Source organism: Klebsiella sp. R445 (assembly GCF_051131755.1).
Taxonomy (GTDB): domain Bacteria; phylum Pseudomonadota; class Gammaproteobacteria; order Enterobacterales; family Enterobacteriaceae; genus Klebsiella; species Klebsiella lignicola.
On the sequence record NZ_CP180446.1, the window covers coordinates 844,528 to 870,924 of the forward strand.

The 26,397-nt window shown below is 56.8% G+C and carries 28 protein-coding genes; 13 read left to right on the forward strand and 15 right to left on the reverse strand.

Translation table 11 applies throughout. The annotated features are described in order from the left end of the window. The first annotated feature begins 48 nt into the window (after positions 1-48). The gene (gene yciA, locus ACMYSN_RS03880; RefSeq protein ID WP_095096945.1) at positions 49-447 is read left to right on the forward strand and encodes an acyl-CoA thioester hydrolase YciA; all 399 of its coding nucleotides are present in this window, start codon (positions 49-51) and stop codon (positions 445-447) included. A gap of 35 nt (positions 448-482) precedes the next feature. Here the strand turns inward: yciA and ACMYSN_RS03885 are convergent, their stop codons facing one another. After that, the gene (locus tag ACMYSN_RS03885; RefSeq protein ID WP_123754018.1) at positions 483-1,019 is read right to left on the reverse strand and encodes a YniB family protein; all 537 of its coding nucleotides are present in this window, start codon (positions 1,017-1,019) and stop codon (positions 483-485) included. A 131-nt stretch (positions 1,020-1,150) separates the two neighbouring features. On the opposite strand from ACMYSN_RS03885, the gene hxpB reads away from it, so the two are divergent. The 4 genes from hxpB (at position 1,151) to ACMYSN_RS03905 (ending at position 4,939) form a co-directional block, all read left to right on the forward strand. Beyond that, positions 1,151-1,819, forward strand: a complete 669-nt coding sequence (gene hxpB / locus ACMYSN_RS03890; RefSeq protein WP_462497081.1) for a hexitol phosphatase HxpB — start codon at positions 1,151-1,153, stop codon at positions 1,817-1,819. A gap of 152 nt (positions 1,820-1,971) precedes the next feature. Continuing rightward, positions 1,972-2,733, forward strand: coding sequence for a 2-dehydro-3-deoxy-D-gluconate 5-dehydrogenase KduD (gene kduD, locus ACMYSN_RS03895; protein ID WP_174508929.1), 762 nt, complete (start codon positions 1,972-1,974; stop codon positions 2,731-2,733). 91 nt (positions 2,734-2,824) lie between these two features. Beyond that, the gene (locus tag ACMYSN_RS03900) at positions 2,825-3,415 is read left to right on the forward strand and encodes a metal-dependent hydrolase (RefSeq protein WP_174508930.1); all 591 of its coding nucleotides are present in this window, start codon (positions 2,825-2,827) and stop codon (positions 3,413-3,415) included. Positions 3,416-3,547: 132 nt separating this feature from the next. Beyond that, positions 3,548-4,939, forward strand: a complete 1,392-nt coding sequence (locus ACMYSN_RS03905) for an L-cystine transporter (RefSeq protein WP_123754015.1) — start codon at positions 3,548-3,550, stop codon at positions 4,937-4,939. A gap of 73 nt (positions 4,940-5,012) precedes the next feature. On the opposite strand, the gene cedA is transcribed toward ACMYSN_RS03905, so the two are convergent. From cedA to osmE, 8 genes are all read right to left on the reverse strand, one after another. Continuing rightward, positions 5,013-5,252 (reverse strand): cell division activator CedA, encoded by a 240-nt coding sequence (cedA, locus tag ACMYSN_RS03910; RefSeq protein WP_154143687.1) that lies wholly within the window; start codon positions 5,250-5,252, stop codon positions 5,013-5,015. A gap of 166 nt (positions 5,253-5,418) precedes the next feature. After that, positions 5,419-6,177 (reverse strand): carbohydrate deacetylase, encoded by a 759-nt coding sequence (chbG, locus tag ACMYSN_RS03915; protein WP_462497082.1) that lies wholly within the window; start codon positions 6,175-6,177, stop codon positions 5,419-5,421. Positions 6,178-6,189: 12 nt separating this feature from the next. After that, complete coding sequence (locus ACMYSN_RS03920; RefSeq protein ID WP_123754012.1) at positions 6,190-7,536, reverse strand: 6-phospho-beta-glucosidase; 1,347 nt, start codon at positions 7,534-7,536, stop codon at positions 6,190-6,192. 102 nt (positions 7,537-7,638) lie between these two features. Then, entirely contained in the window at positions 7,639-8,463 is an 825-nt protein-coding gene (chbR, locus tag ACMYSN_RS03925) for an AraC family transcriptional regulator (RefSeq protein ID WP_462497083.1), read from the reverse strand. 27 nt (positions 8,464-8,490) lie between these two features. Beyond that, a complete protein-coding gene (gene chbA / locus ACMYSN_RS03930) occupies positions 8,491-8,838 on the reverse strand; it encodes a PTS N,N'-diacetylchitobiose transporter subunit IIA (protein WP_123754010.1) in 348 nt (115 codons plus the stop codon). Positions 8,839-8,891: 53 nt separating this feature from the next. Continuing rightward, positions 8,892-10,250 (reverse strand): PTS N,N'-diacetylchitobiose transporter subunit IIC, encoded by a 1,359-nt coding sequence (chbC, locus tag ACMYSN_RS03935; protein ID WP_123754009.1) that lies wholly within the window; start codon positions 10,248-10,250, stop codon positions 8,892-8,894. A gap of 167 nt (positions 10,251-10,417) precedes the next feature. Then, positions 10,418-10,738: a PTS N,N'-diacetylchitobiose transporter subunit IIB gene (chbB, locus tag ACMYSN_RS03940; protein WP_123754008.1), complete on the reverse strand. Its 321-nt coding sequence runs from the start codon at positions 10,736-10,738 to the stop codon at positions 10,418-10,420. 282 nt (positions 10,739-11,020) lie between these two features. Beyond that, entirely contained in the window at positions 11,021-11,359 is a 339-nt protein-coding gene (gene osmE, locus ACMYSN_RS03945) for an osmotically-inducible lipoprotein OsmE (protein ID WP_123754007.1), read from the reverse strand. A 353-nt stretch (positions 11,360-11,712) separates the two neighbouring features. On the opposite strand from osmE, the gene nadE reads away from it, so the two are divergent. Beyond that, positions 11,713-12,540 (forward strand): ammonia-dependent NAD(+) synthetase, encoded by an 828-nt coding sequence (nadE, locus tag ACMYSN_RS03950; protein ID WP_123754006.1) that lies wholly within the window; start codon positions 11,713-11,715, stop codon positions 12,538-12,540. A 161-nt stretch (positions 12,541-12,701) separates the two neighbouring features. Here nadE and spy read toward each other — a convergent pair whose 3' ends face one another. The 6 genes from spy to astC all read right to left on the reverse strand — a co-directional run bounded on the left by spy (position 12,702) and on the right by astC (position 19,591). After that, positions 12,702-13,187, reverse strand: coding sequence for an ATP-independent periplasmic protein-refolding chaperone (gene spy, locus ACMYSN_RS03955; RefSeq protein WP_462498194.1), 486 nt, complete (start codon positions 13,185-13,187; stop codon positions 12,702-12,704). Between the two features lie 350 nt (positions 13,188-13,537). Beyond that, positions 13,538-14,506, reverse strand: coding sequence for a succinylglutamate desuccinylase (gene astE, locus ACMYSN_RS03960; RefSeq protein WP_462497084.1), 969 nt, complete (start codon positions 14,504-14,506; stop codon positions 13,538-13,540). Between the two features lie 33 nt (positions 14,507-14,539). Further along, the gene (gene astB, locus ACMYSN_RS03965; protein WP_462497085.1) at positions 14,540-15,868 is read right to left on the reverse strand and encodes an N-succinylarginine dihydrolase; all 1,329 of its coding nucleotides are present in this window, start codon (positions 15,866-15,868) and stop codon (positions 14,540-14,542) included. Further along, on the reverse strand, positions 15,865-17,343 hold the full coding sequence (gene astD / locus ACMYSN_RS03970; protein ID WP_462497086.1) for a succinylglutamate-semialdehyde dehydrogenase: 1,479 nt from the start codon (positions 17,341-17,343) through the stop codon (positions 15,865-15,867). Before astD ends, astB begins: the two co-directional genes overlap by 4 nt. Then, entirely contained in the window at positions 17,340-18,374 is a 1,035-nt protein-coding gene (gene astA / locus ACMYSN_RS03975) for an arginine N-succinyltransferase (protein WP_462497087.1), read from the reverse strand. The genes astD and astA overlap by 4 nt, the downstream gene beginning before the upstream one ends. Continuing rightward, on the reverse strand, positions 18,371-19,591 hold the full coding sequence (gene astC, locus ACMYSN_RS03980) for an aspartate aminotransferase family protein (RefSeq protein WP_462497088.1): 1,221 nt from the start codon (positions 19,589-19,591) through the stop codon (positions 18,371-18,373). Before astC ends, astA begins: the two co-directional genes overlap by 4 nt. Before the next feature lie 446 nt (positions 19,592-20,037). On the opposite strand from astC, the gene xthA reads away from it, so the two are divergent. The 7 genes from xthA (at position 20,038) to ACMYSN_RS04015 (ending at position 26,311) form a co-directional block, all read left to right on the forward strand. Beyond that, positions 20,038-20,844: an exodeoxyribonuclease III gene (gene xthA / locus ACMYSN_RS03985; RefSeq protein WP_462497089.1), complete on the forward strand. Its 807-nt coding sequence runs from the start codon at positions 20,038-20,040 to the stop codon at positions 20,842-20,844. Positions 20,845-21,068: 224 nt separating this feature from the next. Next, on the forward strand, positions 21,069-21,734 hold the full coding sequence (locus tag ACMYSN_RS03990; RefSeq protein WP_462498195.1) for a TVP38/TMEM64 family protein: 666 nt from the start codon (positions 21,069-21,071) through the stop codon (positions 21,732-21,734). After that, positions 21,721-22,428 carry a TVP38/TMEM64 family protein gene (locus tag ACMYSN_RS03995; RefSeq protein WP_462497090.1) on the forward strand — a complete coding sequence of 236 codons (708 nt, stop codon included), beginning with the start codon at positions 21,721-21,723 and terminating at the stop codon, positions 22,426-22,428. The genes ACMYSN_RS03990 and ACMYSN_RS03995 overlap by 14 nt, the downstream gene beginning before the upstream one ends. Then, positions 22,428-22,991 (forward strand): carboxymuconolactone decarboxylase family protein, encoded by a 564-nt coding sequence (locus ACMYSN_RS04000; protein WP_462497091.1) that lies wholly within the window; start codon positions 22,428-22,430, stop codon positions 22,989-22,991. Before ACMYSN_RS03995 ends, ACMYSN_RS04000 begins: the two co-directional genes overlap by 1 nt. Before the next feature lie 10 nt (positions 22,992-23,001). After that, positions 23,002-24,171: an ABC transporter substrate-binding protein gene (locus ACMYSN_RS04005; protein ID WP_462497092.1), complete on the forward strand. Its 1,170-nt coding sequence runs from the start codon at positions 23,002-23,004 to the stop codon at positions 24,169-24,171. Beyond that, positions 24,144-25,679: an ABC transporter permease family protein gene (locus ACMYSN_RS04010; RefSeq protein ID WP_462497093.1), complete on the forward strand. Its 1,536-nt coding sequence runs from the start codon at positions 24,144-24,146 to the stop codon at positions 25,677-25,679. The genes ACMYSN_RS04005 and ACMYSN_RS04010 overlap by 28 nt, the downstream gene beginning before the upstream one ends. Then, positions 25,679-26,311: an ATP-binding cassette domain-containing protein gene (locus ACMYSN_RS04015; protein WP_462497094.1), complete on the forward strand. Its 633-nt coding sequence runs from the start codon at positions 25,679-25,681 to the stop codon at positions 26,309-26,311. Before ACMYSN_RS04010 ends, ACMYSN_RS04015 begins: the two co-directional genes overlap by 1 nt. Positions 26,312-26,397 lie beyond the last annotated feature (86 nt).

The following is a 26,397-nucleotide window of genomic DNA, read 5'->3' on the forward strand; positions in this document are numbered from 1 at the left end:
TTCATAGTAGCATCGCGCTGATCTTCATTGACCAGCACAGAGTACAGAATGACAACAACAGATCTCGCGCCGAAGGGCGAAATGGTTTTACGCACCCTGGCGATGCCGGCGGACACGAACGCCAATGGCGATATTTTTGGTGGATGGTTGATGTCGCAAATGGATATTGGCGGCGCCATTATGGCCAAGGAGATCGCCCATGGTCGCGTGGTGACCGTGCGCGTAGACGGCATGACCTTTTTACGACCGGTCGCCGTGGGTGACGTGGTGTGCTGTTATGCGCGCTGCGTGAAGCGTGGCAACACCTCTATCACCATCAACATCGAAGTATGGGTGAAGAAGGTCTCTTCAGAACCGATTGGTCAGCGCTATAAAGCTACAGAAGCACTTTTTATCTACGTCGCGGTCGACAATCAAGGTAAACCGCGCGCCATTCCTGGCGAGTAACACGAAAAATGGCCCGGTTTACCGGGCCATTTTTGTTACAGGAAGCCGAGCAGAGAGAAGAAGATATAGCCGAGGACAATCACGATCACCGGCAGGATATACAGCGGAAAGTATTGCACCAGTATGGTATGACGCGGCACCACGATACTCCCCGCAATTTGCTCACGGGTGCGCCCTTCTGGCCCTTTAGCCTGTTCCAGCAGCAGCTGATCTTCCACCCCTTCGCGCAGGAACTTCGCCTGACGACTCATCCGCGCACCCGAGGCCTGTAACGCCATGCCGACAAACACCAGGATATAAATAATCCAGAAGCCGATATTCAGGCTGTGTCGAAAATCCGGCAGCGGCGAGTTGTACCAGAAAAAGTTAAGAAATGGCGTATTGAAACGCATCATTTCAATCATGACGTGCGCAAAGTCCATCAGCACCGCATCAATGCCCGGCTTCTTTTCGCTGTGCTCGTACATAAACTTCAGTACCGAAATCAGCGTCGAAATCACCGCGGGAATAAAAATCACCCACCCTAAAATGCGTTTAAGCACTGCAATGCGTCCAGCTTGTTGATACGTCATCGATTCCCCTTAATTAAGACGCCTTAACCACTTGCTAAGTCTACCTTCAGTGGCGAATTTCGCCCAATAATGCGCGGTATGATATACCATGAGGAGATATTCATACTACTTACGCTACTGGAGAGGGACTTATGTCAGCAAAGCGACACATTCATGCCGCTATTTTTGATATGGATGGATTACTGATTGACTCCGAGCCGCTATGGGATCAGGCGGAACTGGAGGTTATTGCAAGCCTTGGCGTCGATATCAGCCGCCGCGATGAGCTGCCGGACATGCTGGGACTGCGCATCGATTTAGTAGTGGACCTGTGGTTTGCCCAGCAACCGTGGCAAGGCCCGGACCGCGCCGAGGTCACCGCGCTAATTATCAACCGTGCGATTCAACTGGTTGAAGCCTCCCAGCCGTTACTGCCGGGCGCCCGTGAAGCCGTTGCCCTGTGCAAAGCCCAGGGGCTGAAGATTGGCCTCGCCTCCGCCTCGCCGTTACGTATGCTGGAAAAAGTGCTCGCCATGTTTGATCTACGCGACCAGTTCGATGCCCTTTCCTCCGCCGAATCGCTGCCCTACAGCAAGCCCCATCCGCAGGTGTACCTTAACTGCGCCGCCAGCCTGGGGGTCGACCCCATGGCCTGCGTGGCGCTGGAAGACTCCGTCAACGGTATGATCGCCAGCAAAGCCGCCCGAATGCGCTCGATCGTCGTGCCTGCCGAGGAAAACCGCAACGACCCACGTTTTGTGCTGGCTGACGTCCGCCTCACAACCCTGTCCTCGCTGACCGCCGCTGAACTCGGCCTCTGATTTTACCTCCTGTTGTGATGTGCGGGTGACAATCCGCTCATCACAAAATAAAACAGCGTTTCATTTTTAATTGTTTTTTCCTGCCTCAGCCTCTATGCTTGAACATAACGGTGATGTTTAACGTATATATCAATCGGCATACAGAGGTGAATATGGTACTTAACGCCTTCGACCTGACGGGTAAGGTCGCGATCGTGACGGGATGTGACAAGGGACTGGGTCAAGGGATGACGCTGGGCCTTGCGCAGGCCGGGTGTGATATCGTCGGCGTCAATCGGAAGATCCCCCACGAAACGGCCGCCAAAGTCGAGGCGCTGGGCCGCCGGTTCACCGCCATTCAGGCCGACCTCAGCCGTCAGGATGATATTAGCGAGATCGTCGCCAAAGCGGTCTCCGCCATGGGCCATATCGATATTCTGGTTAATAACGCCGGCACCATTCGTCGTGCGGACGCCCTGACGTTTACGGAGCAGGACTGGGACGATGTGCTGAACCTCAACCTCAAGTCGGTGTTCTTTTTATCGCAGGCGGTTGCCAGGCAGTTTATTCAGCAAGGGCGCGGCGGCAAGATCATTAACATCGCCTCGATGCTCTCTTTCCAGGGCGGCATCCGCGTCCCCTCGTATACCGCGTCCAAGAGCGGCGTGCTGGGCCTGACCCGCCTGATGGCCAACGAATGGGCGGGACACCAGATTAACGTCAACGCCATTGCGCCAGGCTACATGGCCACCAATAACACCCAACAACTGCGCGATGATGCTGAACGCAGCAAAGAGATCCTTGACCGTATTCCTGCCGGTCGCTGGGGCGTTGCCGATGACCTGCAAGGCCCGGTGGTATTCCTGGCTTCCGGCGCGGCGGATTACGTGAATGGTTATACCCTTGCGGTGGATGGCGGCTGGCTGGCACGGTGATATTTTTGTGACATAGAGTTACACCGTCACCTCTTCCGTGTACTGTATAAAAACCCTATACTGTATGAATTGACAGTTTAGGGTTTTTATCATGACGGCGGAAGGCCATCTCCTCTTTTCTATCGCCTGTGCGGTATTTGCGAAAAACGCAGAGTTAACTCCCGTGCTGGCACAGGGTGACTGGTGGCATATTGTCCCCTCCGCTGTGCTGACCTGCCTGCTGCCGGATATCGATCATCCTAAGTCGTTTCTCGGGCAGCGATTAAGCTGGATAGCCAAACCAGTTGCCCGGGCCTTTGGCCATCGGGGGTTTACCCATAGCCTGCTGGCAGTCTTCGGCGCCATGACGCTGTTTTATCTGAAAGTACCGGAAAGCTGGATTGTGCCCGCCGACGCGGTACAGGGACTGGTGCTGGGTTATCTGAGCCATATTCTTGCCGATATGCTGACGCCAGCGGGGGTTCCGCTGCTGTGGCCCTGCCGCTGGCGTTTTCGCCTGCCGATCCTCGCGCCACGTAAAGGCAACCAGCTGGAGCGCGCGCTCTGTATGGCGCTGTTTGTTTATGCCGTGTGGATGCCGCAAACCTTCGCCGAAAACAGCGCCGTTCGCTGGTCATCGGGGATGATTAACTCACTGCAGATCACCTTTAATCGCTTTATTAGTCATCAGGGCGGACGATAAACAGGCGGAAAATGCAGATTAGTTATAATCAATTCCATTTGAATATAAGTAATGAATTCCGCTTCTGCTAACCTTGCGCCCATAGCGCTGGTAACAGACCAGCCAGATAAAAAACAAATCAGGAGAACGGGGATGAATTTTCCATTAATAGCGAACGTTATCGTGTTCGCGGTTTTACTGTTTGCGCTGGGGCAAACGCGGCATAAACAGTGGAGCCTCGCCAAAAAAGTCCTGGTCGGCCTCGTGGTCGGCGTGGTATTCGGCCTGGCGCTGCAGCTGATCTACGGTTCTGACAGCCAGGTGCTGAAAGACTCCATTCAGTGGTTCAACATCGTCGGCAATGGCTACGTCCAACTGCTGCAAATGATCGTGATGCCGCTGGTATTTGCCTCGATTCTGAGTGCGGTTGCGCGTCTGCATAACGCTTCTCAGTTGGGCAAAATCAGCTTCCTGAGCATCGGTACACTGCTGTTCACCACCCTGATCGCCGCGCTGGTCGGCGTACTGGTGACCAACCTGTTTGGTCTGACCGCCGAAGGTCTGGTGCAGGGCACAGCGGAAACCGCCCGCCTCAACGCCATTCAGAGCAATTACGTTGGCAAAGTTGCCGACCTCAGCGTCCCGCAACTGATCCTCTCTTTCATTCCGAAAAACCCGTTTGCTGACCTGACCGGCGCCAACCCGACCTCAATCATCAGCATCGTTATCTTCTCCGCGTTCCTCGGCGTCGCGGCGCTGAAGCTGCTGAAAGACGACGTCGCCAAGGGCCAACGCGTGCTGACCGCCATCGACACCCTGCAGGGCTGGGTGATGAAGCTGGTACGTCTGGTAATGCAGTTAACGCCGTACGGCGTGCTGGCGCTGATGACCAAAGTTGTGGCCGGTTCCAATCTGCAGGACATCGTTAAGCTGGGCAGCTTTGTGGTGGCTTCTTATCTTGGGCTCGGCATCATGTTTGTGGTGCACGGTCTGCTGCTGGCGATCAACGGCGTGAGCCCGCTGAAATACTTCCGTAAGGTGTGGCCGGTTCTGACCTTTGCCTTTACCAGCCGTTCCAGCGCCGCTTCTATTCCGCTGAACGTCGAAGCGCAAACCCGTCGTCTGGGCGTACCGGAATCTATCGCCAGCTTCTCAGCTTCCTTCGGGGCGACTATCGGCCAGAACGGCTGTGCGGGCCTGTACCCGGCGATGCTGGCAGTCATGGTCGCACCAACCGTCGGTATCAACCCGCTTGACCCGCTGTGGATCGCCACCCTGGTCGGCATGGTTACCGTCAGCTCTGCCGGCGTTGCTGGCGTCGGTGGCGGCGCGACCTTTGCGGCGCTGATCGTGCTGCCGGCGATGGGGCTGCCGGTGACGCTGGTCGCTCTGCTGATCTCCGTTGAACCGCTGATCGATATGGGCCGTACCGCCCTCAACGTCAGCGGCTCAATGACCGCCGGCACCCTGACCAGCCAGTGGCTGCGCCAGACCGACAAAACGATTCTCGACAGCGAAGAAGACGCCGAACTGGCGCATCGCTAACCGCCCTTTCCGGCAGGCATAAAAAAACCGCAGAGGGTTAACTCTGCGGTTTTTTTTATGGTTCACTGGGCTATCAGGAAGCGATATCGCCTTCCTGACGGGTCTGCATGGCCCAGCGTTGTGCCGCCTCTGGCAGAGTAAACGGCGGTGAACGCCGGAAGTTCTCGCCCATCAGCACGAACGCGACATATTTACCCCGCAGCAGCCACACATCGCGAAAACCGTCCATTTTGACGGCGTGTTCCGGCGGGGCTGGCTCCACTCGAGGCACGTAGCTAATGACAGGGCGATTTTGTTGGCGAAGTGTTTTCATAACCGATAGATTCACTAAACAAAGCGGGAAACATAATCAGCTATGATAGCCGATTGCAGCCCCTTTCGTCGCCCCTAACGTTGTACGTTCAGTGCGGCTGGCGGAATATCAGAGAGTGGGTTGAGATGAAATCAGGGGAGGACAAGCCTCCCCTGCGTGCTTCAGATTACACGTCGCGATAGGTTCCTAAACGATAACCGCGTTCAGCAATCGCATACTTCAGCGATGCCGACGTCAGCACCTCCAGCTCCGCCAGGCGCGGGTAGCAATAGGCGCTCCCCATGATGGTGTTATCAACAAATGCCGGGTGACACATCACTTCCAGCGATGTTTCATCACGTTGAATGGAATCATCGAGGGTTTGCAAAAACAGCGCTTCAGAAATGGCCTCGCCGTAAAACTCGCTGGTAAAGCCGTCGCTGCTGCGCGCCGCGTCCTGCGCCAGGCCATCCCGCTGGGCGAGCTGGCGGTCAATACGCAGCGCCACCCCTTTTTCGCGGGCAAACGCGGCCACAATCGGGTAAATCCCGGCGATCATATGCACATGATGATGGCTGTCGATGTGCGTCGGTTCGCAGCCAAACAGCTCGACAAACCGGCGATACTGGCACTCCAGCTCATGCGCGATTTCGTCCAGCGGCAGGCTGTCTTCTTCCGCCATCTGCCAGATCCACTTGCCTAACCGTCCCTCGCGGGTCAGCCCCGGCATGGCCGATAACGGCTCGCCCAGCGTCAGGACAAAATGCATCCCGATGCCCAGCTCCGGGACGCTGCGGCTCAGCTGGGCGGCGTGACCAATAGCCGCCCCGTTGACCAGCGCCGTTGTCGACGTGACAAGTCCATTTTTGCAGGCTTCAATAATCCCGTAGTTCTGGCCTTTACTCAGGCCAAAATCGTCGGCATTAACGATTAACACGCGTTCCATCGGCCGCTCCTGTTAGTGTTTCAGTTTTTCAATGGTCGCCGCAAAGTTTGGTAGCCACTTTTCGTGCGCCAGGATCATTTCACGCGCCAGCAGTTCGGCATCGCGGTCAGAATGGATCAGCGGGCTTAAATTCAGCGCCAGCAGCACATCGTTAAGCTCTCCGCTGATCGCCGCCTGGCTGGCCGCTACTTCAAACCCTTTGATGGTATAAATCAGCCCCAGCACTTTCTCATCGAAATGAGTAATACGTGGCGTCGGGGTTGCCCCGTCACGGCCCAGCGTACAGGTCATTTCCACCGCCCAGTCGGCCGGGATGTTATCGATATGGCCATGGTGTGGAATGTTGACGTAGTGCTCGGTCTGCTTGTCATTGTAGATGGCGTTGATGACTTCGCAGGCCGCATCGGAGTAATAGGCCCCGCCGCGCAGCTCCAGCTCTTTCGGTTTGACGTTGAGATCCGGATTTTTATACAGCTCGAACAGCTGTTTCTCGACTTTCTGCACCACCTGGGCACGGGCGCCGCCTTTGTAATACTCTCCCATTTCGATAGCCAGCATCTCTTTTGGCTTGAAGTAGTACAGCAGATAGGAGCACGGAATCAGGCGCAGAGAGCGAATCAGCCCCTCGCTGAACGGCAGATCGAAGATGTTTTTTACCGAGTTGGCGCTCAGGGTGCCGGCTGCGACACCATCCAGCAGCTCGTCGAAACGAGACACGCCGTTAACCAGCACATCGCGCACGAACACCAGGTGGTTCAGACCAAACAGATCGATAGACAGCTCATCGCTCGGGCTCAGCTGCAGCACGTCGGTGATGAACATTTTCATGCCGATAGGAATATTGCAGACGCCGATGAAACGTTTGAAGCCGGTGTGACGATAGACCGCTTCGGTAACCATCCCGGCCGGGTTGGTAAAGTTGATGATCCAGGCATCCGGGCAGATTTCCTGCACGTCTTTGACGATATCAAAAATTACCGGAATGGTACGCAGGCCTTTAAACAACCCACCTGCACCGTTGGTTTCCTGACCAAGATAGCCGTGGCTGAGCGGAATGCGCTCGTCTTTTTCTCGGGCCTTAAGCTGGCCGACGCGCAACTGGGTGGTAACGAAGTGAGCACCTTCGAGGGCGGCACGGCGATCCAGCGTTTTGTAGACCTTGATCGGCACGCCGGCTTTTTCCACCATGCGCTCGCACAGTGCATGAATAATATCGAGTTTTTCCTGGCCTTCCGCCACGTCCACCAGCCACAGTTCCGTTATCGGCAGCTCGTGATAACGTTTCAGGAACCCTTCCAGTAATTCTGGGGTGTAGCTGCTTCCGCCGCCGATCGTGACAACTTTTAATTTCTGGCTCATTTTACTCTCCCTTTTGGCATCGCGAATTGCACGTAGCCTACCCTCCGCATCTACACGGACAGTAACTTGAATAGTGTCTGAGGCGGAACATTCCGCCCCGGATTAATTAATGCTGGTCAGCTTTTTACGATAATTGCTCGGGGTAAAAGAGGTCAGCCGTTTGAATGTTTTAATAAACAGACTTGGGCTACTGTATCCCGACTCATAGGCAATATCAGTGACCGAATAGTTGGTGATTTCCAGCTGTTTTTTCGCGAAATTGATGCGAATATCATTAATAATCTGCATCGGCGTCTTACCATAATAGCGCTGGGTCGCCCGGGTTAAATATTCCTGAGTTTTCCCGGAACGCTCAATCATATTCTCAAGCGCCCCTTCGCCAAACTTCAGTTTATCGTGCATATCCTCGACGGTATTTTTCAGCCATTGCGGAATGACATCCTGCACCGGCTCCTCGCGGTAATGCCGTAAACGGTTAATGGTATAAAACGACACCAGTTCAATAAATTCGTCAAATTCGGTATCGCGAAAATTCAGCGAAGCAATCACCGACTCGATATAACTAAGAAAGGTGCTTTTGACAGCGTAGACCTGTGAAGCGACCAGTCCAAACGGCAGCAGCGGTAAATAGTGTTTCTCAAAGAAACGCTTGCTGATACCCACGTTAAGAATGCGTGTCGCGCCAAAAGCATAAAAGCTCTGATGATGCGACCCCATTGGGATAAAGACAAAATCCCCGCGCTCCAGCAGCACCCGTTTACCGTTGATTTCCTGGTAATAACGCCCGGTTAAAACGATGGTGTACTCGTAATAATCATGCTGGTGAAGCCCGCTTACGCTTTCCGTTTTGTTGTAAATAACCACATGAAAATCTTTGCCGTTGAAAAGCTGCTGTTCTCTGGCGGTACTGATCTCGGTGGTTATCATCTTTGGCTGCCTCATCGTGTAGATGGCCTATTGTACCTTCTCGTGCAGCTCAATCAATTCGGCAACCAGTTCACGTGCCAGCATTGAGGTCATCAAATGATCTTGCGCATGAACCAGCACCAGGCTGACCTTCATTTTACCTTCACCTTCATCGCTTTCAATCAGTTGGGTCTGTACACGATGTGCTTCACTCAGCGCCAGGCGCGACTGCTCCATCATGTTTTTAGCGGCGGCGAAGTCGCCCTGCTTTGCCTGCTTCAGTGCAGCATAGGCCAGGCTGCGGGCCTGTCCGGAGTTGATAATCAGCCCCATCACAACCTCTTCGAGGTCGTTCTCAGGTGCAGCAACTGCGTCGATATGGTCCAGATCAAACATAATTATTCCCTCGTTTCTCAGGCGGTACGGGAGTGCTCCCGTACCGCTCGACATCAGAATTTCAGTGCGTTAGCGATATCTTCTTCGCTTTCCTGCTCTTCAATCACCGCCTGCGCCTTATTGGAGACCGCCACGAACGGCAGGTAAACCAGCACCGACACACCCAGGTTGAACAGCGCCACGAAGAGTGCAGCGATACTGCCGTTACTGTTAAAGAACGCGCCGAGGCCGGTAGGCATGGTCCACGGTGCCAGGTTGGTCACCGGTGGGATAATCCCCATCGAGTAGGCAGCAAGCGTAATCGCCGCCAGAATCGGCTGAATCAGGACGAACGGGATGAACATCACCGGGTTCATGATGATCGGCAGACCAAACAGAATCGGCTCGTTAATCTGGAAGATGCCTGACGGCAGCGCCAGCTTAGCCACCTGACGGTGATCCGCACGGCGTGAACCGATGAAGATGGCGATAATCAGGCCGAGCGTTGCCCCGGAACCACCCAGCAGAATGTAGGAATCCAGCATCGGCTTAGCCCAGAAGTGGAACTCTTTACCCGCGGCGATAGCAGCTTCAACAGAACCGTACTGGTTGTACAGCGCGATGTTTTCCAGCGCCCATGGGGTCATGATGCCGTTATCCAGCGCGGTCAGCGCCAGTGAACCGTGTACACCAAAGAACCACAGCAGGGAGTTGAAGATAACGTAAGCCCAGCCCACCACGCTGCCCATTGACGCCAGCGGTTTGGAGATGGAGTCCATGATAATCTGGTGGAAGTTGCTGCCATGGTTCGCCAACAGCCACGAGATAATGCCGAATACGGACAGGATCAGGAAACCCGGAATCAACGCTGAGAATGAACGCGATACCGAGGCCGGTACGCTATCCGGCAGGGTGATAACCCAGTTGCGACGGATAACAAAGGTGAACATTTCTGCCACCAGCAGGCCGATGATCATGCCCGAGATAATGTTCGCCCCACCCAGCCAGTTGGCACCGACCGCATAGGCTTCGCCCACGCTGTAGGGAGTCACGGTCATAAATGCCGCAACCGACAGCAGACCTGCCGCCAGCGGATCGACTTTTCGCTCTTCAGCCAGCGCCATGCCGATAAAGAATGGCGCCATCAGCGACATAATGCCTAACGTACCGTTATAAACGTTTCCGCCGATGGCTTTAAAGCCGTTTAATGTTTCAATGGTTGAGCCATCCAGGCGAATACCCATTGAATAGAAGAAAGAACCTTCACCAAAGCTCAAAAATACGTTGTTGATTAATACGAACATGGCCCCCGCAAGGGTCAGCGGCATTAATTTAATAAAGCCGTTTTTAATCGCATTGATGTGCGGTTGCTTTCCTATTTTAACAGCAAAAGGAAGGAGTACCTTTTCAAGCGAGTCAATCACTTTACTCATATCAAATACCCTTTAAAGCCGTAATCGAATAATTACGGCATGATGTATGAAATTACTCTTTGACGGGAAATAAACTCTCACCTTTCACTTTTTCGCCAGTTCCATATTACCGCTGTGGACAATTTCCCCAGCGAAATCACGAAAAGATATCGAGTTTTAAAATAAAATTATTGTGCAGCAGCTTTCTTAATGGCCGCAACGGCCGCTTTCAGGACACCTAAACCATCGACTTTGCCATACAGCGTCGAGTCGATAACTTCCACCGGCTTATTCGACAACAGCCGCTGAATTTCTGGAAGCATATACGCAATTTGTGGGCCTAATAATACGACATCAGCTTGCGGGCCTTTTTCTCCAGCCAGGGTTTCCGGATAGGCTTCAATGATGACCGGCACTTCATATTTTTCTGCCTGCGCCCGCATTTTTGAGACCAGTAGTGATGTAGACATTCCAGCCGAACAGAATAAATAGATGTGTTTCTTTTCCATGAGCGCTTCCTCAATTTGTAAGACCTGGCGGCTTCAGAATCACCTTAAGTCTGAAAGCCGGCTAAGGCGTGTCGTCATTTCGATTAATATTGTTTATGCATTGAGTATACGGCATCGCTCGGGACCTGGATAATTCCTGGTTAATCAAAATTGTCTCTCATTGACCTCGCGTTTTGACAACCTTCACATTTCCCTCAAATAATTCGCGCAATTAAATAAGCATCAGTGCTCATGAAAAAGCCCGACCGGTGGTCGGGCTTTCGTAGATCTAAGCGTGATGAACTACTTAGTCGTGCGCGGGTCGGTATCGTATTCGGCACAGGTCTGGTAGCCAGAGTTCATGACGTGCCCGGTCTCATCGAGGGCGACAAAGTAGGTCTCCATTTTACCATCTCGTTGACCCAGGATGTAGGTCTGGCAGGTTCCGCGAGCGTGGATCATGGTGACCTCAGATGCCGGTTTACCCGCGATCTGCAGGACCTGTGAACGGGTCATGCCTTTTTTCACATCTTTAACTACCGGCTGCGTGAACTGGTCAGCGGTACGATCGTAGGCAGTACAACCAGCCAGAATGGTCAATACTGCTGCTGCGCCTAAAAATCCTGCAAAATGCTTGTTCATATTCCGTCCTCTTTTATTCGTGTGTTAATAAGCCTGGAATAAAAACCGTTATTTTTCAAGCTGAAGGTCCAAATCGGCTAAATTTAAGATCTTTCTAATAAAAAATATCTATACCCTAAATAATTCGAGTTGCTTGTAGGCGGCAAAGCCGTAAATCCCCAGGAGCTTACTCAGGTAAGTGACTGGGGTGCGCGGGTGCAGCCAACACCCAGGCAACTTGAAGTATGACGGGTATATGTCGTTGATTGCCTTCTTTTGCATCAGTCAAAACTGTGATCCTTGTCGTTTTACCGTCAAAGAGGTAGCTTAAACCCTAACTGGCAGCCAAACAGATTCACTTCCCGGAGGGCGCGATGACGCTACAACACGAAATTATTCAGGCGCTGGGTGCTAAGCCCCAGATTGATGCTGAAGGCGAGATCCGCCGCAGCGTGGATTTCTTGAAATCCTATTTGCAGACCTATCCTTTTATACAGTCACTGGTGTTGGGCATCAGCGGCGGCCAGGACTCAACGTTGACCGGGAAACTGTGCCAGCAGGCTATCAATGAACTGCGTGCGGAAACCGGGAAGACGGAGCTGCAGTTTATCGCCGTGCGCCTGCCCTACGGCGTTCAGGCAGATGAGCAGGACTGTCAGGACGCCATCGCCTTTATTCAGCCCGATCGCGTGCTGACGGTGAATATTAAAGGTGCCGTGCTGGCCAGCGAGCAGGCCCTACGTGAAGCCGGCATCGAGCTCAGCGACTTTGTTCGCGGCAATGAGAAAGCCCGTGAACGCATGAAAGCGCAGTACAGCATTGCCGGCATGACCCACGGTGTGGTGGTCGGCACCGACCACGCCGCAGAGGCGATTACCGGCTTTTTCACCAAATACGGTGACGGCGGTACGGACATCAACCCGATCTTCCGCCTCAATAAACGCCAGGGCAAACAGCTGCTGGCGCAATTAGGCTGCCCGGAGCATCTCTATAAGAAGCTCCCGACCGCCGATCTGGAAGACAACCGCCCGTCCCTGCCGGATGAAGTGGCACTTGGTGTGACCTACGAAAATATCGACGACTATCTGGAAGGCAAAACGCTGGATGCCAAAACCGCGGGCATCATTGAAGGCTGGTATCTGAAAACCGAGCATAAGCGCCGCCCGCCGATCACCGTCTTCGACGATTTCTGGAAAAAATAGCGCCTGCCCTGCTGACGACACAACCCCGGCCTCTGCCGGGGTTATTTTTTGCAGCGAAGAACAAAAAACCTGTACCGCACAAACGAAAAAACCGCCGGTCCTGCCCAATGCCATACGGCAAGTGTTGGGCAAGACCGGCGGTCTTCATTCAGTGCGCTGAATTACTCAGCTGATGCAGGCATTTTACCTTCTGGCGCTTTGCGATCTGTCAGATGCTTCTCAAAATTCGCATTGAACTGTTTTTTCTGTTCCGGCGTCAGGATGTTGTAGATCTTGTTCTGGGTTTCCATACGGGAAAGCGCCATTGCTTTGTGCTGGGCTTCCATCTTGTCAATCTGCGCTTCTGCCTTCGCTTTATCGAAGGTATCGCTGGCGATCAGGTTATGCATCGCGCGGCGCTCGTCCAGTGACGGACGTTTCATGTTGTCGCGCTGGCCTTTCATGATGTCGCGGACCTGCTGTTTTTGCGCATCGGTCAGATTCAGACCTTTGAACATCATCTCGTGCGGGCCGCCGTGCATCCCTTTATGGTGCATCATCGGTTTGCTTTCGGTTTGTGTTGCAGTGGTATCAGCAGCGTGGGCCAGGTTAGCAGCGCCCAGGGCCAGGGTAGAGGCAACAAACAGAGCAGTAATCTTCTTCATAATCAGTCCTTACTTTACGTTATTCTTACGGCGATTTGCCGTGTTGACGAGATAAACTTTACGACGTTTATCGTCAATTAGTCAGAGCAAGAGTAAAACAATGAAAGTGTAATAAACAGTTTCTCACCAATTATGGAGAAAATAAGGAATGGAGGAAAATAATTGCAACAAATGTTATTTAACAGGCTGTTTTTAATGACATTAACCAAAACTATAAAGCAACACAGATTAAAAACAAAGCATTTATCCAGGAATAATCCGCAATCAAATCTCAAAGCACGAAAAAATAAGAACGGAACTAAAAAATGGCGGTGAAAAATTAACGATGCCGCCCGCATGAGCGGCGAAGATATTCAGGGGATGCGCTCCAGCATCAGCCCGGCGCGCAGGCCCGTCGCCACCGAAGGGTTAGGAAACAGCACGTACTCCTGCGCCTTCTCCACCGTGTAACGTGTCTCGCCATCTTCTGCCAGCAGGGTACCGGCGGTGAAGGCGGTAAAGTTGAGGGTCTGCGCCGACATATGCAGCTGGAAATTATCACTCTTGCGGATGATCTGCTGCACCACCCGGTAGCGCAGCGGCGCCGCGTCGCTGTCAACCACCGTCAGATCTCCCACCAGCAGACGCATTAAGGCCTTGCGGGTGACAGCGAATTGCGCAAGGTCATTCTCCCCAAACGGTAGCGCCTTACCCAACTCAAGAGTGCAGGAGAGCGCGTCAAAATGTTCACTGCTGTAATGACTGAAGGTTCCCGCCGGCTGCTGATGAAACACCAGCGCCTCCAGCCCGGCTCCTGCGAGCCAGTGTAAGAATCCCTCGTCCCACGGCGTTTCCCGCGCCGGAAGCACGCCGAAGCGCGTATGTCGCGACCCGCGGATGGCGGTATGTAAATCCAGGTGCCAGCGCAGTCCCGTAGAGGCGGCATAAAACCGGGTCAGCGTCTTTTCCAGCAGACGCGCTCTGCGGGTCTCCTCACCGGCGGGAAACTGCTGCCAGCACCCACCAAACATCCGGTTAATATCGCTATCGAGGTAGCGTTTATCCGCGCGTAACGCGCCAGGGTTGCCAAAAACCACCAGCAGCCGCCAGCGCAGCGGTAGCTCGCCGGTAAACAGTTGCTGGAGCAGATCATGCACCATTTCCACCGGCGCGGTTTCATTGCCGTGCAGACCTGATGAGAGCACCAGCGAGCGCTCACAGCGGGCGTGCGGAGTCAGTTGCAGCACCCCGCAATCCAGCCAGTGCCAGCGAAAATGGGCGGTTTCGCCATGAAAATGGTGGGGCAAGCGCCCCGCCAGAGTTAATGCCAGAAAGTCGTCCACGACGCCTCCTTGAAAAGATAAACACGACCGCAGCTAGTGCTGGAACGGGTAGACGGAACCGAGCTGCAGGATTTGCGTCAGCCGGTCGAGAGCCTCGCGGCCTTCGCTTAGCAACTGCGGGTCAGCCAGATCCGCCTGGGTCAGACGGTCGCGATAGTAGCGTTCGACCCAGTCATTGAGGGTGGCAAATAGTGCATCGTTCATCATCACCGCCGGGTTGACAGCCCGAAGCTCCTCTTCGCGCACCACCACTCGCAAGCGCAGACAGGCCGGACCGCCGCCGTTGGCCATGCTTTCGCGCAGGTCGTACACCTGCAGTTCATCAATTGGGTTAGCTTCCGCCAGCAGCTGGTTCAGATAGCGCCAGACCCCGGCATGCTCCCGCGCCTCCTGAGGCAAAATCAAACGCATCGCGCCATCGGATTTACTCAGCAGCTGGCTGTTGAACAGATAGGTCGCCACCGCATCTTCTACGCTGACGGCGCGGGTCGGCACCACGACCGGCGTAAAACCGGCGACCTGCCCGGCCAGTTGCTGCATCAGCTGAGACTGATCGACAAACGCCTGCTCATGGCAAAACAGCACCTGCTGATTGCTGACCGCAATCACATCGTTATGAAACACGCCTTTGTCGATGATCGCCGGGTTCTGCTGGGCAAAAATCACCTGCCGCGGGTTAACCAGGTTCAGGCGCGCGACCGCTTCACTGGCTTCGCGGGTCTGTCGCGCCGGATAACGCTGCGGCCGCTCATCATTACCGCCCTGCTGACGGCCATAGACAAAGAGCTGCAGACCGGGAGCGCCATACTCCGCGCCCAGCCGGTTATGGTTGGCCGCCCCTTCATCGCCGAACAGCGCCACCTGTGGGAGCGCCGAATGGACCGCAAAATGTTGCGGGTCGGGAAAGATCGCCCGCAGCAATGCCTCCGTGGTCGGCGCTTCGCTGGCACGATGGAATTTATCGTTAAGATTGGCAACGGTCAGGTGGACCCGACCGTCGAGCGAATCGACAGAGGGCGACACCGTAGCCGCGTTAGCTACCCACATCGACGAAGCCGAACTGACCGCCGACAGCAGATCCGGTGCCTGACGGGCCGCCTTCTCGATGACCTGCGGGTCGCTGCCGCTGAAGCCCAACTGGCGCAACAGCGGCACATTCGGGCGCTCCTGCGGCGGCATCACCGCCTGCGGATACCCGGCATCCGCCAGCGCTTTCATCTTCTTGAGCCCCTGCTGTGCCGCCAGCAGCGGGCTGGAGACCCGGTAGCGGTGGCGGGTCGAGGCCTCATTGCCAAAAGAAAGCCCGGCGTAGTGATGGGTCAGGCCAGGAAGCCCGTCAAGATTCAGCTCCCAGGCTTTCATTGTGACCCACCCCGCCAAAAGTCGAGACCAGGGCTGAGGGTTTCCGGCATGCTCAGCGTTGGCGTTTCGAGGCTTGCCATCGGCCAGGCGCAATAATCCGCGGCGTACCACGCCCCTGGGCGATGGTTACCGGAGGCACCGGTCCCGCCAAAGGGTGCAGTACTGGCCGCGCCGGTCAGCGGTTTATTCCAGTTGACGATCCCGGCGCGCGCCTCCAGCAGCAGGCGGTCGAATTTCTCCCGGTCGGGCGAGATCAGCCCGCATGAGAGGCCGAAGCGGGTGGCGTTCGCCAGCGCTATCGCCTGATCAAAATCGTCATAACGCCAGACCCCAAGCAGCGGCCCGAAGACCTCTTCATCCGCGACCCCGGCTACTTCCGTCAGCTCGATAATCCCCGGCGTCAGCAGCGAGGTACCGGCCTGCAGCAGCCGCGGCTCCAGCAGCGTGGTGCCACCGCTGGCAACCAGTTTGAGCCAGGCCTGATGGACCTTGTGCGCCGCCTGGGCAGAGATCAATCCTCCCATGAACGGCTGGGGGGAAGCATCCCAGGTGCCGGGAATCACGTTTTGTGACACCGTCACTAATCGGTCAAGAAAACGATCGCCGGTTTCGCCCCGCTTCACCAGCAGCCGACGCGCGCAGGTGCAGCGCTGCCCGGCGGTGATAAAGGCCGACTGAATAGTCAGATGCACCGCCGCATCAATATCCTGCGGTTCATCAACGATCAGCGGGTTATTGCCTCCCATTTCGAGCGCCAGAATTTTTTCTGGCTGCCCGGCCAGCTGGCGATGCAGCTGAAAGCCGGTCGCCGAACTGCCGGTGAACAACAGCCCGTCAATATCCGGCCGGGCGCTCAGCATTTCGCCGGTTTCCCGTCCGCCCTGGAGCAGGTTCAACACCCCCGGCGGCAGACCCGCCTCGGCCCACAGTTTCACCACCGCCTCGCCGCTGTTGGGCGTCAGTTCGCTGGGCTTGAACACCAGCGTATTTCCGGCCAGCAGCGCCGGCACGATATGGCCGTTAGGCAGATGCCCGGGGAAATTGTAGGGACCAAATACCGCCAGCACCCCGTGAGGCCGGTGGCGCAGCGTTGCCGCACCATCGCTCATGGTGGTCTGTGCTTCACCGGTACGGCTATGGTAGGCTTTCAGCGAGATCGCAATCTTGTTGATCATCGCGCCGATTTCCGTGGCGGCCTCCCATTGCGGCTTGCCGGTTTCCGCCGCGATAATCGCCGTCAGCGCGGCTTTGTGCGTCTCCAGCAGCACGGCAAATTTTTCGACGATCGTCTGCCGGGCGCTGAATGGCTGCCTGGCCCACGCCGGGAACGCCTGGCGCGCGGCCTTCACCGCCAGGGCAACCTGCCCGGCGTCGGCGTCGTTGCCCTGCCACAGCAGCACCTGGCTGACCGGGTCGGTTTTAGTGCGGGCCGGGCCGCGTCCGCTCTGCCAGTCGCCGTTAATCCACAAACTCATGATTTTTTCTCCTCAGGGATCAGCTGAACCAACCGCAGCGAGTCGCCAGCGTGGCATTTCAGGACATCCAGTTCGCGGGGGCTTAACAGCAGGCGATCGGTCTGCGGATCGGCCGCAACCAGCATGGCGCGAAACTGCTGATACTGTTCATTGGCCACCAGGCAAAGCGGCCATTCCCCCGGCGCAGGCTGTCCTTCAGCCACGGTGACCATCCGGCTTTTCCGAATCGCCCGCACCCGGTCAATGTCACACTCCAGCGTCGGCCCGCCGTCGAAGATGTCGATATAGTTGCGATAACGGAACCCTTCTTTCTCCAGCACCGCACGAGCCGGCGCGGTTTGCGGGTGTACCTCGCCGATCACCGCACGCGCTTCGTCGGATAAAAAGTCGATATACAGCGGATGCTTGGGCATTAAGGCAGCAATAAAAGCTTTTTGCCCGGTGCCGCACAGGTAGTCAGCGCGGGAAAACTCCATAGCGAAAAAGCGTTTCCCGAGGCTTTCCCAGAACGGCGAGTAGCCATTCTCGTCAATCACGCCGCGCATCTCCGCCACCACTTTTTCATTAAAGTGCTCGCGAAACGCGGCCATAAACATAAAGCGCGATTTCGACAGCAGGTAGCCGTTGCCCTCTTTACGCCAGGCGGGGTCGAGAAACAGCGTGCACAGCTCGCTGCTGCCGGTGTGATCGTTGCTGAGAAACAGCGTCGGCAGTGCGTTGTAGACATTAAGCTCTTTCGAGGCATGCACCTGCGTCCCCACGCGGTAGTTGTACCAGGGATCGTTCAGCCCTACCGCCACTTCAATGGCACAAATCCCCACCACCTTGCCGCTGACGCTGTCTTCCAGCACGAACACGTAACCCTGTTCGCTTTTTGGCAGCTCTCCACGCCAGGTCTTCATTGAGCGCTCAATGCGTGCCGCCAGCGTCGCTTCATCCGCCGGCAACGACGTCAGCCCGCCGCCGGTTTCCCCGGCAAGGATCATCAGACCGGCCAGATCGTCTGGCGCAACCGGACGGATCACCATCATGATGATGCTCCCGCGAGGAAGTGGCGGCAGGCCAGCTCAAAGCGATCCAGCCCGGTGTTCACCTCTTCCTCACTCACAATCAGCGCCGGGGCGAAACGCACCACGTTGGCCCCGGCAATCAAAATCATCAGCCCGTCTTCCGCAGCCTGTGTACTAATGGCTTTCGCCTTGCCGGCCCAGGCATCGTTCAGCACGCAGCCGATCAGCAACCCCATGCCACGGATCTCCTTGAACAGGCCGTAACGGGCGTTAATGGCGTTCAGTCGTTCGCTAAACCACTGATGACGTTGCTTAACGCCGTTCAGCACCGCCGGCGTATTGACGATGGACAGCACTTCACCCGCCACCGCACAGGCCAGCGGGTTCCCACCATAGGTGGTCCCGTGGGTCCCTACCGTCATGACGCTGGCACAAGTTTCGCTCGCCAGCAGCGCGCCAATCGGGAAACCGCCGCCCAGCGCTTTCGCCGTCGACAGCAGATCCGGTATCACGCCATAGCGCATGTAGGCGTACAACTCGCCGGTACGCCCCACGCCGGTCTGGACTTCATCAAAAATCAGCAGCGCCTGATGGGTATCGCAGAGTTCACGCAGGCCGCGCAGAAACGCCGGGTCGGCGGGCACTACGCCACCTTCACCCTGCATCGGCTCCACAATCACCGCACAGGTGTTGTCATCGATCAGCGCGCGGGCGGCGTCGAGATCGTTATAGGCGGCATGCTGGATCTGCGGCGGCAGCGGCGCAAAATCCTGAGAATAAGCCGGTTGTCCGCCGGCGGAGACGGTAAACAAGGTGCGCCCGTGGAAAGCGTTGTTGAACGCCACGATGCCGCTTTTCTGGCTACCGAAGCGATCGTGGGCGTATTTGCGCGCCAGCTTCAGCGCCGCCTCGTTGGCCTCCGCGCCGGAGTTACAGAAGAACACCCGGTCGGCGAAGGTGGCGTCGATAAGCTGTTTCGCGAGACGCAGGACCGGCTCATTGGTGTAACCGTTGCCGGTGTGCCAGAATTTTCCGGCTTGTTCCGTCAGCGCCTTAACCAGTCGCGGGTGAGCATGACCAAGCGCGTTAACCGCGATACCGCCAGCAAAGTCGATGTACTCTTTGCCCTGCTGATCCCACAGGCGCGACCCTTCACCACGTACCGGAATAAAAGCCGCCGGCGCGTAGACCGGCATCATCCATTCATCAAAGTTGCTACGCGTAATTGACTGAGACATATCGACCTCTTCAGGTAAATAAAAAGTATTAATAATGTTAAATATTATGAGTTGTTACGCTGTAAATGTAGATTGCACACTTCGTGCCAGCCAGCAGTAAAAGTGCATAAACCGGGGTCAATAACGGAATATCAAGGAGTTACAAAAGTAGATTATTCACATCTAATGCATAATTAGTGAATAACTATCTTATTTTGCGCCACAGGCAGTGAATAAAACAGCTGTGTTATGCATGAGTAAGATATAATTCTGCATTTGTGATCGTATGCGAAATTTATCGTAAAAATTCGCCCTTTTTTGGCGCAACTTGCGCCAGCATGGTGCGCAATAGCAATCCTCGCCGCGCCTATAACACTAACAGGCACAATAAAATGCCTTCCGGCAGCCAGCTCGACGAAATTCTGCTACCATCCCTGCACTATTCACCTTGCACAGTGGCAGCGACTATGAAATTTGTCTCTTTTAATATCAACGGCCTGCGTGCCCGTCCTCACCAGCTGGCCGCCATCGTCGACAAGCACCAGCCCGACGTGATCGGCTTACAAGAAACCAAAGTGCACGACGACATGTTTCCTCTCGAAGAGGTCGCAAAGCTCGGCTACAACGTGTTCTACCACGGACAAAAAGGCCACTATGGCGTGGCGCTGCTGACCAAAGAGACGCCGGTCTCGGTGCGTCGCGGGTTCCCTGATGATGGCGAAGAGGCCCAGCGCCGCATCATCATGGCGGAGATTCCCTCGGCATTTGGTAACGTGACGGTCATTAACGGCTACTTCCCGCAGGGGGAAAGCCGCGATCACGAAACCAAATTCCCGGCCAAAGCCGCGTTTTACCAGAACCTGCAAAACTACCTTGAGAGCGCGCTGAATAAAGACAATCCGGTGCTGATCATGGGCGATATGAACATCAGCGCAACCGATCTGGACATCGGCATCGGCGAAGAGAACCGCAAGCGCTGGCTGCGCACCGGCAAGTGCTCGTTCCTGCCGGAAGAGCGTGAGTGGATGGATCGCCTGATGGGCTGGGGGCTGGTCGATACCTGGCGCCGCGCCAACCCACAAACTAACGATCGTTTCTCGTGGTTCGATTACCGCTCTAAAGGCTTCGACGATAACCGCGGGCTGCGTATTGACCTGCTGCTGGCCAGCGAACCATTGGCCCAGCGCTGCGTTGAAACCGGCATCGATTACGAGATCCGTGGCATGGAAAAACCGTCGGACCATGCGCCGATCTGGGCCACCTTTAAACCGTAACGCCGTCGCGCTATCGACTCTCCCGACCCTCGCGGTCGTGGAGAGTCACCTTTTTCTGAGCAACATCAATAAATCAGCGGTAAGACATTGTTGTGATTCGTCATTTGTAATACTGTCTCGCCCACTTTTCCCGGTGGGAAAGCGCGCGCGACACAGGGTTGATACAGGAGACTCCGCAATGCAAAAGAAGCCGTTACCCGGCAGAATATAAGCTGCTGATTATTATCGCCCTGCTCTCTGTTCTGGCCGTCGTTATCACCCTTTCCGGCTTCGCCGACCTGATTACGCATTTTCATCATCTGCAGACCCTCATCCGCCAAAGCGGTGCCCTGGGCTGGACGTTGTACATCGCCCTGTTTATCGTCGCCACCCTGTGCCTGTTCCCGGGCAGTATCCTGGTGATGGTCGGCGGTGTGGTCTTTGGCCCACTGTGGGGAACGATACTCTCGCTGTGCGCGGCGACGATGGCCTCGGCGCTCTCTTTCCTGCTGGCCCGCTGGCTGGGGCGCGATCTGCTGCTGAAATATGCCGGCCATACCGCCACCTTTCAGGCGATTGAACGCGGTATAGCCCGCAGCGGCAGCGACTTTTTAATTTTGACCCGCCTGGTTCCCCTGTTTCCCTACAATATCCAGAACTACGCTTATGGCCTGACGGCTATTCCATTCTGGTCATTCACGCTGATCTCGGCGCTGACCACTCTGCCGGGGCTGTTCATCTACACCCTGATGGCCAGCGAGCTTGTCCGGGAGGGGATCACCCTGGGCTTCGTGCTGAAGCTGAGCCTCGCTGGTCTGGTCTTGTTTGGCATCATTCAGGGGGCAAAAATCTTTGCCCGCCAGCGGCAGATTTCTGCCGACGGGTGGCAGGTGAACGATGGCGAAAAATAGCGGGTCTTTAGTCTGGTACTGGCGGGGCGTGCTTATCGTCGCGGGGATAAGCGCGCTGCTTGCCTGGTGGCTGATCCCCGGCGTCAACGCCTTCATTGAACACAGCCTGGCGGCGTTTTCCGCCTTAGATCAGCAGGCTATTGAGCGTTTTATTGACTCTTATGGCGCTCAGGCGGCGCTGGTCTCCTTCGCCTTAATGCTGTTACAGGCGGTGGTAGCCCCGCTGCCCGCCTTTCTGATCACCTTTGCCAACGCCTCGTTATTTGGCGCCTTCTGGGGCGGGCTGCTCTCCTGGACCAGCGCCATGGCCGGCGCGGCGCTGTGTTTTTACATCGCCAGAATTCTCGGTCGCGAAGCGGTGGAAAAACTGACCGGCAAAACGGTACTGCATGGGATGGACAGTTTTTTTGAGCGTTACGGCAAGCATACGATTTTAATCTGCCGGCTTTTGCCGTTCGTCCCCTTTGACCCCATCAGCTACGCGGCCGGCCTGACCTCGATTCGCTTTCGCCAGTTTATGCTCGCCACCGGCATCGGCCAGTTGCCTGCGACTATCATATACTCCTGGGCTGGCAGTATGCTGACCGGAGGCACCTTCTGGCTGGTCACTACATTATCGATTCTGTTTGCTTTGGCGTTGATTATCTTTATCGCCAAAGCCTGTTATCTCGAACGACATAAGAGGAAGTCCTGATGCGACTGCCGCCGCTCGACACGATCCCCCTGATCCTTCGCCCGCAGGCGTGGCTCCATCGTCGCCACTACGGCGAGGTGCTCAGCCCTATTCGCTGGTGGGGGCGTATCCCGTTTGTGTTTTACCTGGTGTCGATGTTCGTCGGTTACCTGGAACGTAAACGCTCGCCCCTCGACCCGGTGCTGCGCGCGCTGGTCAGCGCCCGTATTGCCCAGATGTGCCTGTGTGAATTCTGCGAGGATATCACCAGCATGAAGCTGGCGGAACGCACCGGTAGCGTCGATAAATTACAAGCGGTAGCCGACTGGCGTAATAGCCCACTGTTTAACGAGCAGGAGCGGCTGGCGCTGAGCTACGCCGAGGCCGCCAGCCTCACGCCGCCCACCGTTGACGATGCGCTGCGCGCCCGACTGGCCGACAGCTTCGACCCTCAGGCCCTGACCGAACTGACGGCGCTGATCGGTTTACAAAATCTCTCCGCCCGCTTTAACTCCGCCATGGCGATCCCGGCGCAAGGTTTGTGTCAGATCCCCACGGCCACCTCTTCCGACATCAGATCATAAGGATATGGGTATGCGCTATTGTTTACTCTGGCTGGCGGCGCTGTGGTTCACGCCAACCATCGCCAACGCCGGTGAAAGCTGGCAGCTCATCAAAGAGCAGGCTCGCGGCCAAACGGTGTGGTTTAACGCCTGGGGCGGTGACCCGGCGGTGAATCGCTACCTCGACTGGGTCAGCGACGAAGTAAAACGCGACTATGCCGTCGATCTACGGATCGTGCATATCGCCGATGCGGCCGATACCGTCAAACGCCTGAAAAGCGAGGCCCGGGCCGGGCGAAAGCATAATGGCTCGGTGGATCTGCTGTGGGTCAATGGCGAGAACTTCCATAATCTGAAGGCCGCCAGGCTGCTGCAAACCGGCTGGGCAGAGTCGCTGCCTAACTGGCGTTACGTCGATACCCGTCTGCCGGTCCGGGAAGATTTCTCCGTCCCCACCGATGGCGCTGAATCACCATGGGGCGGCGCGCAGCTCACCTTTATTGCCCGCCGCGCACAGACCCCGATGCCGCCCAGCGATCCGCAGGCCCTGCTGGACTTTGCCACCGCGCATCCAGGCACCATCACCTACCCGCGCCCGCCCGACTTCACCGGGACCGCTTTTCTCGAGCAGTTGCTGATTAACCTGACGGAACGGCCAGAGGCCCTGCGTCAGCCGCCGAACGCCAAAAGCTATGCCGCCGTGACCGCGCCGCTATGGCACTATCTCGATCAGCTCCATCCTCAGCTATGGCGCGCAGGACGAGACTTCCCGGCGTCCCCCTCCCGGATGGATGCGATGCTGACCAACGGCACCCTCGCGTTATCAATGACCTTTAACCCATTGCACGCCTTGCAGAAAGCTGCCAGCGGTGAACTGCCGTCTGACAGCTACAGCTTTGGCTTCAAACGCGGCATGCTCGGCAACGTCCACTTCGTAGCGATCCCGGCCAGCGCCCGCGCCTCTGCCGGGGCCAAAGTGGTGGCCAATTTCCTGCTCTCGCCCGCGGCACAGTTGCGTAAAGCCGATCCGGCCATCTGGGGCGATCCGAGCGTGTTAAATCCGGAATCGCTCTCCACCCAGCAGCAGCAAGCGCTACAGGTGCTGATGCCGCAAAACAGACCGCCGGTGCTGGCGGAACCACACGCTGCCTGGGTTGATGCGTTGGAGCAGGAATGGCTGCGCCGCTACGGTACGCACTGATCCTGCTGGCCTGGGGAAGCATGGTGCTGATTTATCTGCCCGTGCTCCCCGGCATCGCGTTGATGATCGCCCCGGCGCTTCAGCTTTCCAGCTGGCAGGCGCTGTTTGCCGACCCGCAACTGTGGCAGGCGCTGGCCGCCACCCTGGTTTCAACGCTGCTGGCGGTGGCGGTTGCGGCACTGATCACTCTGACGATCGTTAGCGCGCTGTGGCCCTCTCGCGGCTGGCAGCGGCTGGCGTCACGTCTGCCGCTGCTGCTGGCGGTGCCCCATGTTGCTTTCGCTACCGCGGCGCTGCTGCTCTTTGCCGAAGGCGGCTGGCTCTATCGTGTCTGTACCCTGTGTACCCCCTTCGCCGACCGTTACGGCATCGGCCTGGGGCTAACCCTCGCCGTCAAGGAGAGCGGTTTCTTGTTATGGGTGGTATATGGCCTGCTGGGAGAAAAACGGCTGGCGGAGCAGGTCACGGTGATGAAAAGCCTCGGCTACGGCCGCTGGCAGTGCCTGAAATGGCTTATTCTGCCGACGCTGCTGCCAGCGATGACGCTGGTGCTGATCGCCACCACCGCGTGGAGCCTGTCGGTGGTCGATGTTGCGCTGGTGATCGGTCCGGGAAACCCGCCGACCCTGGCGGTGCTGGCCTGGCAATGGTTAAACCAGGGCGATGAACTCCAGCAGGCAAAAGGGGCCCTCGCCAGTCTGCTCCTGCTGCTGATCCTCGCGGGTCTGGTCGCTGGCGGCTGGGGCCTGTGGCGTCTCTGGCAGCGGCAGCCTGCGGATCTGCGCGGCATTCGTCGCCCGCAGTCGAAAGCGCGATCCGGTCGACTGCTGGCAGGACTTCTGCCGTTCTGCGGCCTGGGCTGCGCGCTGTTTCTGACCTGGCTGGCATACGGCACCGCGCCGGTCAGCGGCAGCCTCGCCACCAGCCTGACGCTGGCGCTGCTGGCCGCGTTGATCGGCGCTGCGCTGTGCCTGCTGTGGCTGGAGTGTGGCCCGTCCCGTGGTGATAGCTGGGTCTGGCTGCCGTTGGTATTACCCGCGCTCCCGCTGGCTGACGGACAGTATCAGTTGGCGCTGTACGCCTGGCTGGACGGCCAGATGATGACCGTATTGTGGGGCCATCTGCTGTGGGTGATCCCGTGGATGTTATTTATTTTGCGTCCGGCCTGGCGGCAGCGCGATCCGCGTATGGCGCTGGTCGCCCGCACCCTTGGCTGGGGACGCGGCAAGATATTCTTCCGGGTCACGCTGCCGCTAATGCTGCGTCCGCTGCTGGCGGCGCTGGCGGTCGGTTTTTCGGTGAGTATCGCGCAATATCTGCCTACACTGTGGTTAGGGGCCGGGCGGATGAACACCCTCACCAGCGAAGCCGTGGCGCTCAGCGCCGGCGGCGATACGCAAACCCTTGCCGCGCAGGCCTTATGGCAACTGCTGCTGCCGGCGTTCTGTTTTAGTCTGACTGCCCTGCTGGCCTGTGTGGCTGGCCGCTATCGCCGAGGATTACGCTAGTGCTCACCGTCAAGAATCTGACCCTGACACAACACCACCAGCCGCTGCTGCGCGAGGTCGGGTTTTCCGTGCGTGCCGGAGAAGTATTGACGCTGATGGGCCCTTCCGGTAGCGGGAAATCCACGCTGTTTGCCTGGATGGTAGGAGCGCTGGCGGAACATTTTCAGGCCACGGGCGAACTGTGGCTGGCCGACAGCCGCTGCGATACGCTGCCCACCGAACGGCGTCGGATCGGGATTTTATTTCAGGATGCGCTGCTGTTTGACCACTTCAGCGTCGGGCACAATCTGCTGCTGGCGCTGCCGGCTGAAGTGCGCGGTGGTGAACGCAAAAATCAGGTGCAACAGGCGCTGGAGCGGGCCGGACTGACCGGGTTCTACTCCCGCGATCCGGCGACCCTCTCCGGCGGCCAGCGTGCGCGAGTGAGCCTGCTGCGGGCGCTGCTGGCACGACCGTTAGCGCTACTGCTGGACGAGCCTTTTAACCGCCTGGATGCCGAACTGCGCGCTGATTTTCGCCAGTGGGTTTTCGATGAACTGGCGCGGCTGGCGATCCCCGCCGTGCTGGTGACTCACGACAGCCACGATATCCCCGACCGCGGTCGTTGTCTGAAAATGAGCGACTGGCAATGAAACCCCGGCTAACCTGCGTTACCGCAAAGAATTTGCCCGCGTCGCAGTGGAGAATGTGCGCTCAATTTTCTCTTGTCGGGCATTTC

Coding starts and splice junctions, on each gene's coding strand:
- yciA (WP_095096945.1), top strand. CDS start 49: ATGACAACAACAGATCTCGCGCCGAAGGGCGAAATGGTTTTACGCACC.
- ACMYSN_RS03885 (WP_123754018.1), bottom strand. CDS start 1,019: ATGACGTATCAACAAGCTGGACGCATTGCAGTGCTTAAACGCATTTTA.
- hxpB (WP_462497081.1), top strand. CDS start 1,151: ATGTCAGCAAAGCGACACATTCATGCCGCTATTTTTGATATGGATGGA.
- kduD (WP_174508929.1), top strand. CDS start 1,972: ATGGTACTTAACGCCTTCGACCTGACGGGTAAGGTCGCGATCGTGACG.
- ACMYSN_RS03900 (WP_174508930.1), top strand. CDS start 2,825: ATGACGGCGGAAGGCCATCTCCTCTTTTCTATCGCCTGTGCGGTATTT.
- ACMYSN_RS03905 (WP_123754015.1), top strand. CDS start 3,548: ATGAATTTTCCATTAATAGCGAACGTTATCGTGTTCGCGGTTTTACTG.
- cedA (WP_154143687.1), bottom strand. CDS start 5,252: ATGAAAACACTTCGCCAACAAAATCGCCCTGTCATTAGCTACGTGCCT.
- chbG (WP_462497082.1), bottom strand. CDS start 6,177: ATGGAACGCGTGTTAATCGTTAATGCCGACGATTTTGGCCTGAGTAAA.
- ACMYSN_RS03920 (WP_123754012.1), bottom strand. CDS start 7,536: ATGAGCCAGAAATTAAAAGTTGTCACGATCGGCGGCGGAAGCAGCTAC.
- chbR (WP_462497083.1), bottom strand. CDS start 8,463: ATGATAACCACCGAGATCAGTACCGCCAGAGAACAGCAGCTTTTCAAC.
- chbA (WP_123754010.1), bottom strand. CDS start 8,838: ATGTTTGATCTGGACCATATCGACGCAGTTGCTGCACCTGAGAACGAC.
- chbC (WP_123754009.1), bottom strand. CDS start 10,250: ATGAGTAAAGTGATTGACTCGCTTGAAAAGGTACTCCTTCCTTTTGCT.
- chbB (WP_123754008.1), bottom strand. CDS start 10,738: ATGGAAAAGAAACACATCTATTTATTCTGTTCGGCTGGAATGTCTACA.
- osmE (WP_123754007.1), bottom strand. CDS start 11,359: ATGAACAAGCATTTTGCAGGATTTTTAGGCGCAGCAGCAGTATTGACC.
- nadE (WP_123754006.1), top strand. CDS start 11,713: ATGACGCTACAACACGAAATTATTCAGGCGCTGGGTGCTAAGCCCCAG.
- astB (WP_462497085.1), bottom strand. CDS start 15,868: ATGAAAGCCTGGGAGCTGAATCTTGACGGGCTTCCTGGCCTGACCCAT.
- astD (WP_462497086.1), bottom strand. CDS start 17,343: ATGAGTTTGTGGATTAACGGCGACTGGCAGAGCGGACGCGGCCCGGCC.
- astA (WP_462497087.1), bottom strand. CDS start 18,374: ATGATGGTGATCCGTCCGGTTGCGCCAGACGATCTGGCCGGTCTGATG.
- astC (WP_462497088.1), bottom strand. CDS start 19,591: ATGTCTCAGTCAATTACGCGTAGCAACTTTGATGAATGGATGATGCCG.
- xthA (WP_462497089.1), top strand. CDS start 20,038: ATGAAATTTGTCTCTTTTAATATCAACGGCCTGCGTGCCCGTCCTCAC.
- ACMYSN_RS03995 (WP_462497090.1), top strand. CDS start 21,721: ATGGCGAAAAATAGCGGGTCTTTAGTCTGGTACTGGCGGGGCGTGCTT.
- ACMYSN_RS04000 (WP_462497091.1), top strand. CDS start 22,428: ATGCGACTGCCGCCGCTCGACACGATCCCCCTGATCCTTCGCCCGCAG.
- ACMYSN_RS04005 (WP_462497092.1), top strand. CDS start 23,002: ATGCGCTATTGTTTACTCTGGCTGGCGGCGCTGTGGTTCACGCCAACC.
- ACMYSN_RS04010 (WP_462497093.1), top strand. CDS start 24,144: ATGGCTGCGCCGCTACGGTACGCACTGATCCTGCTGGCCTGGGGAAGC.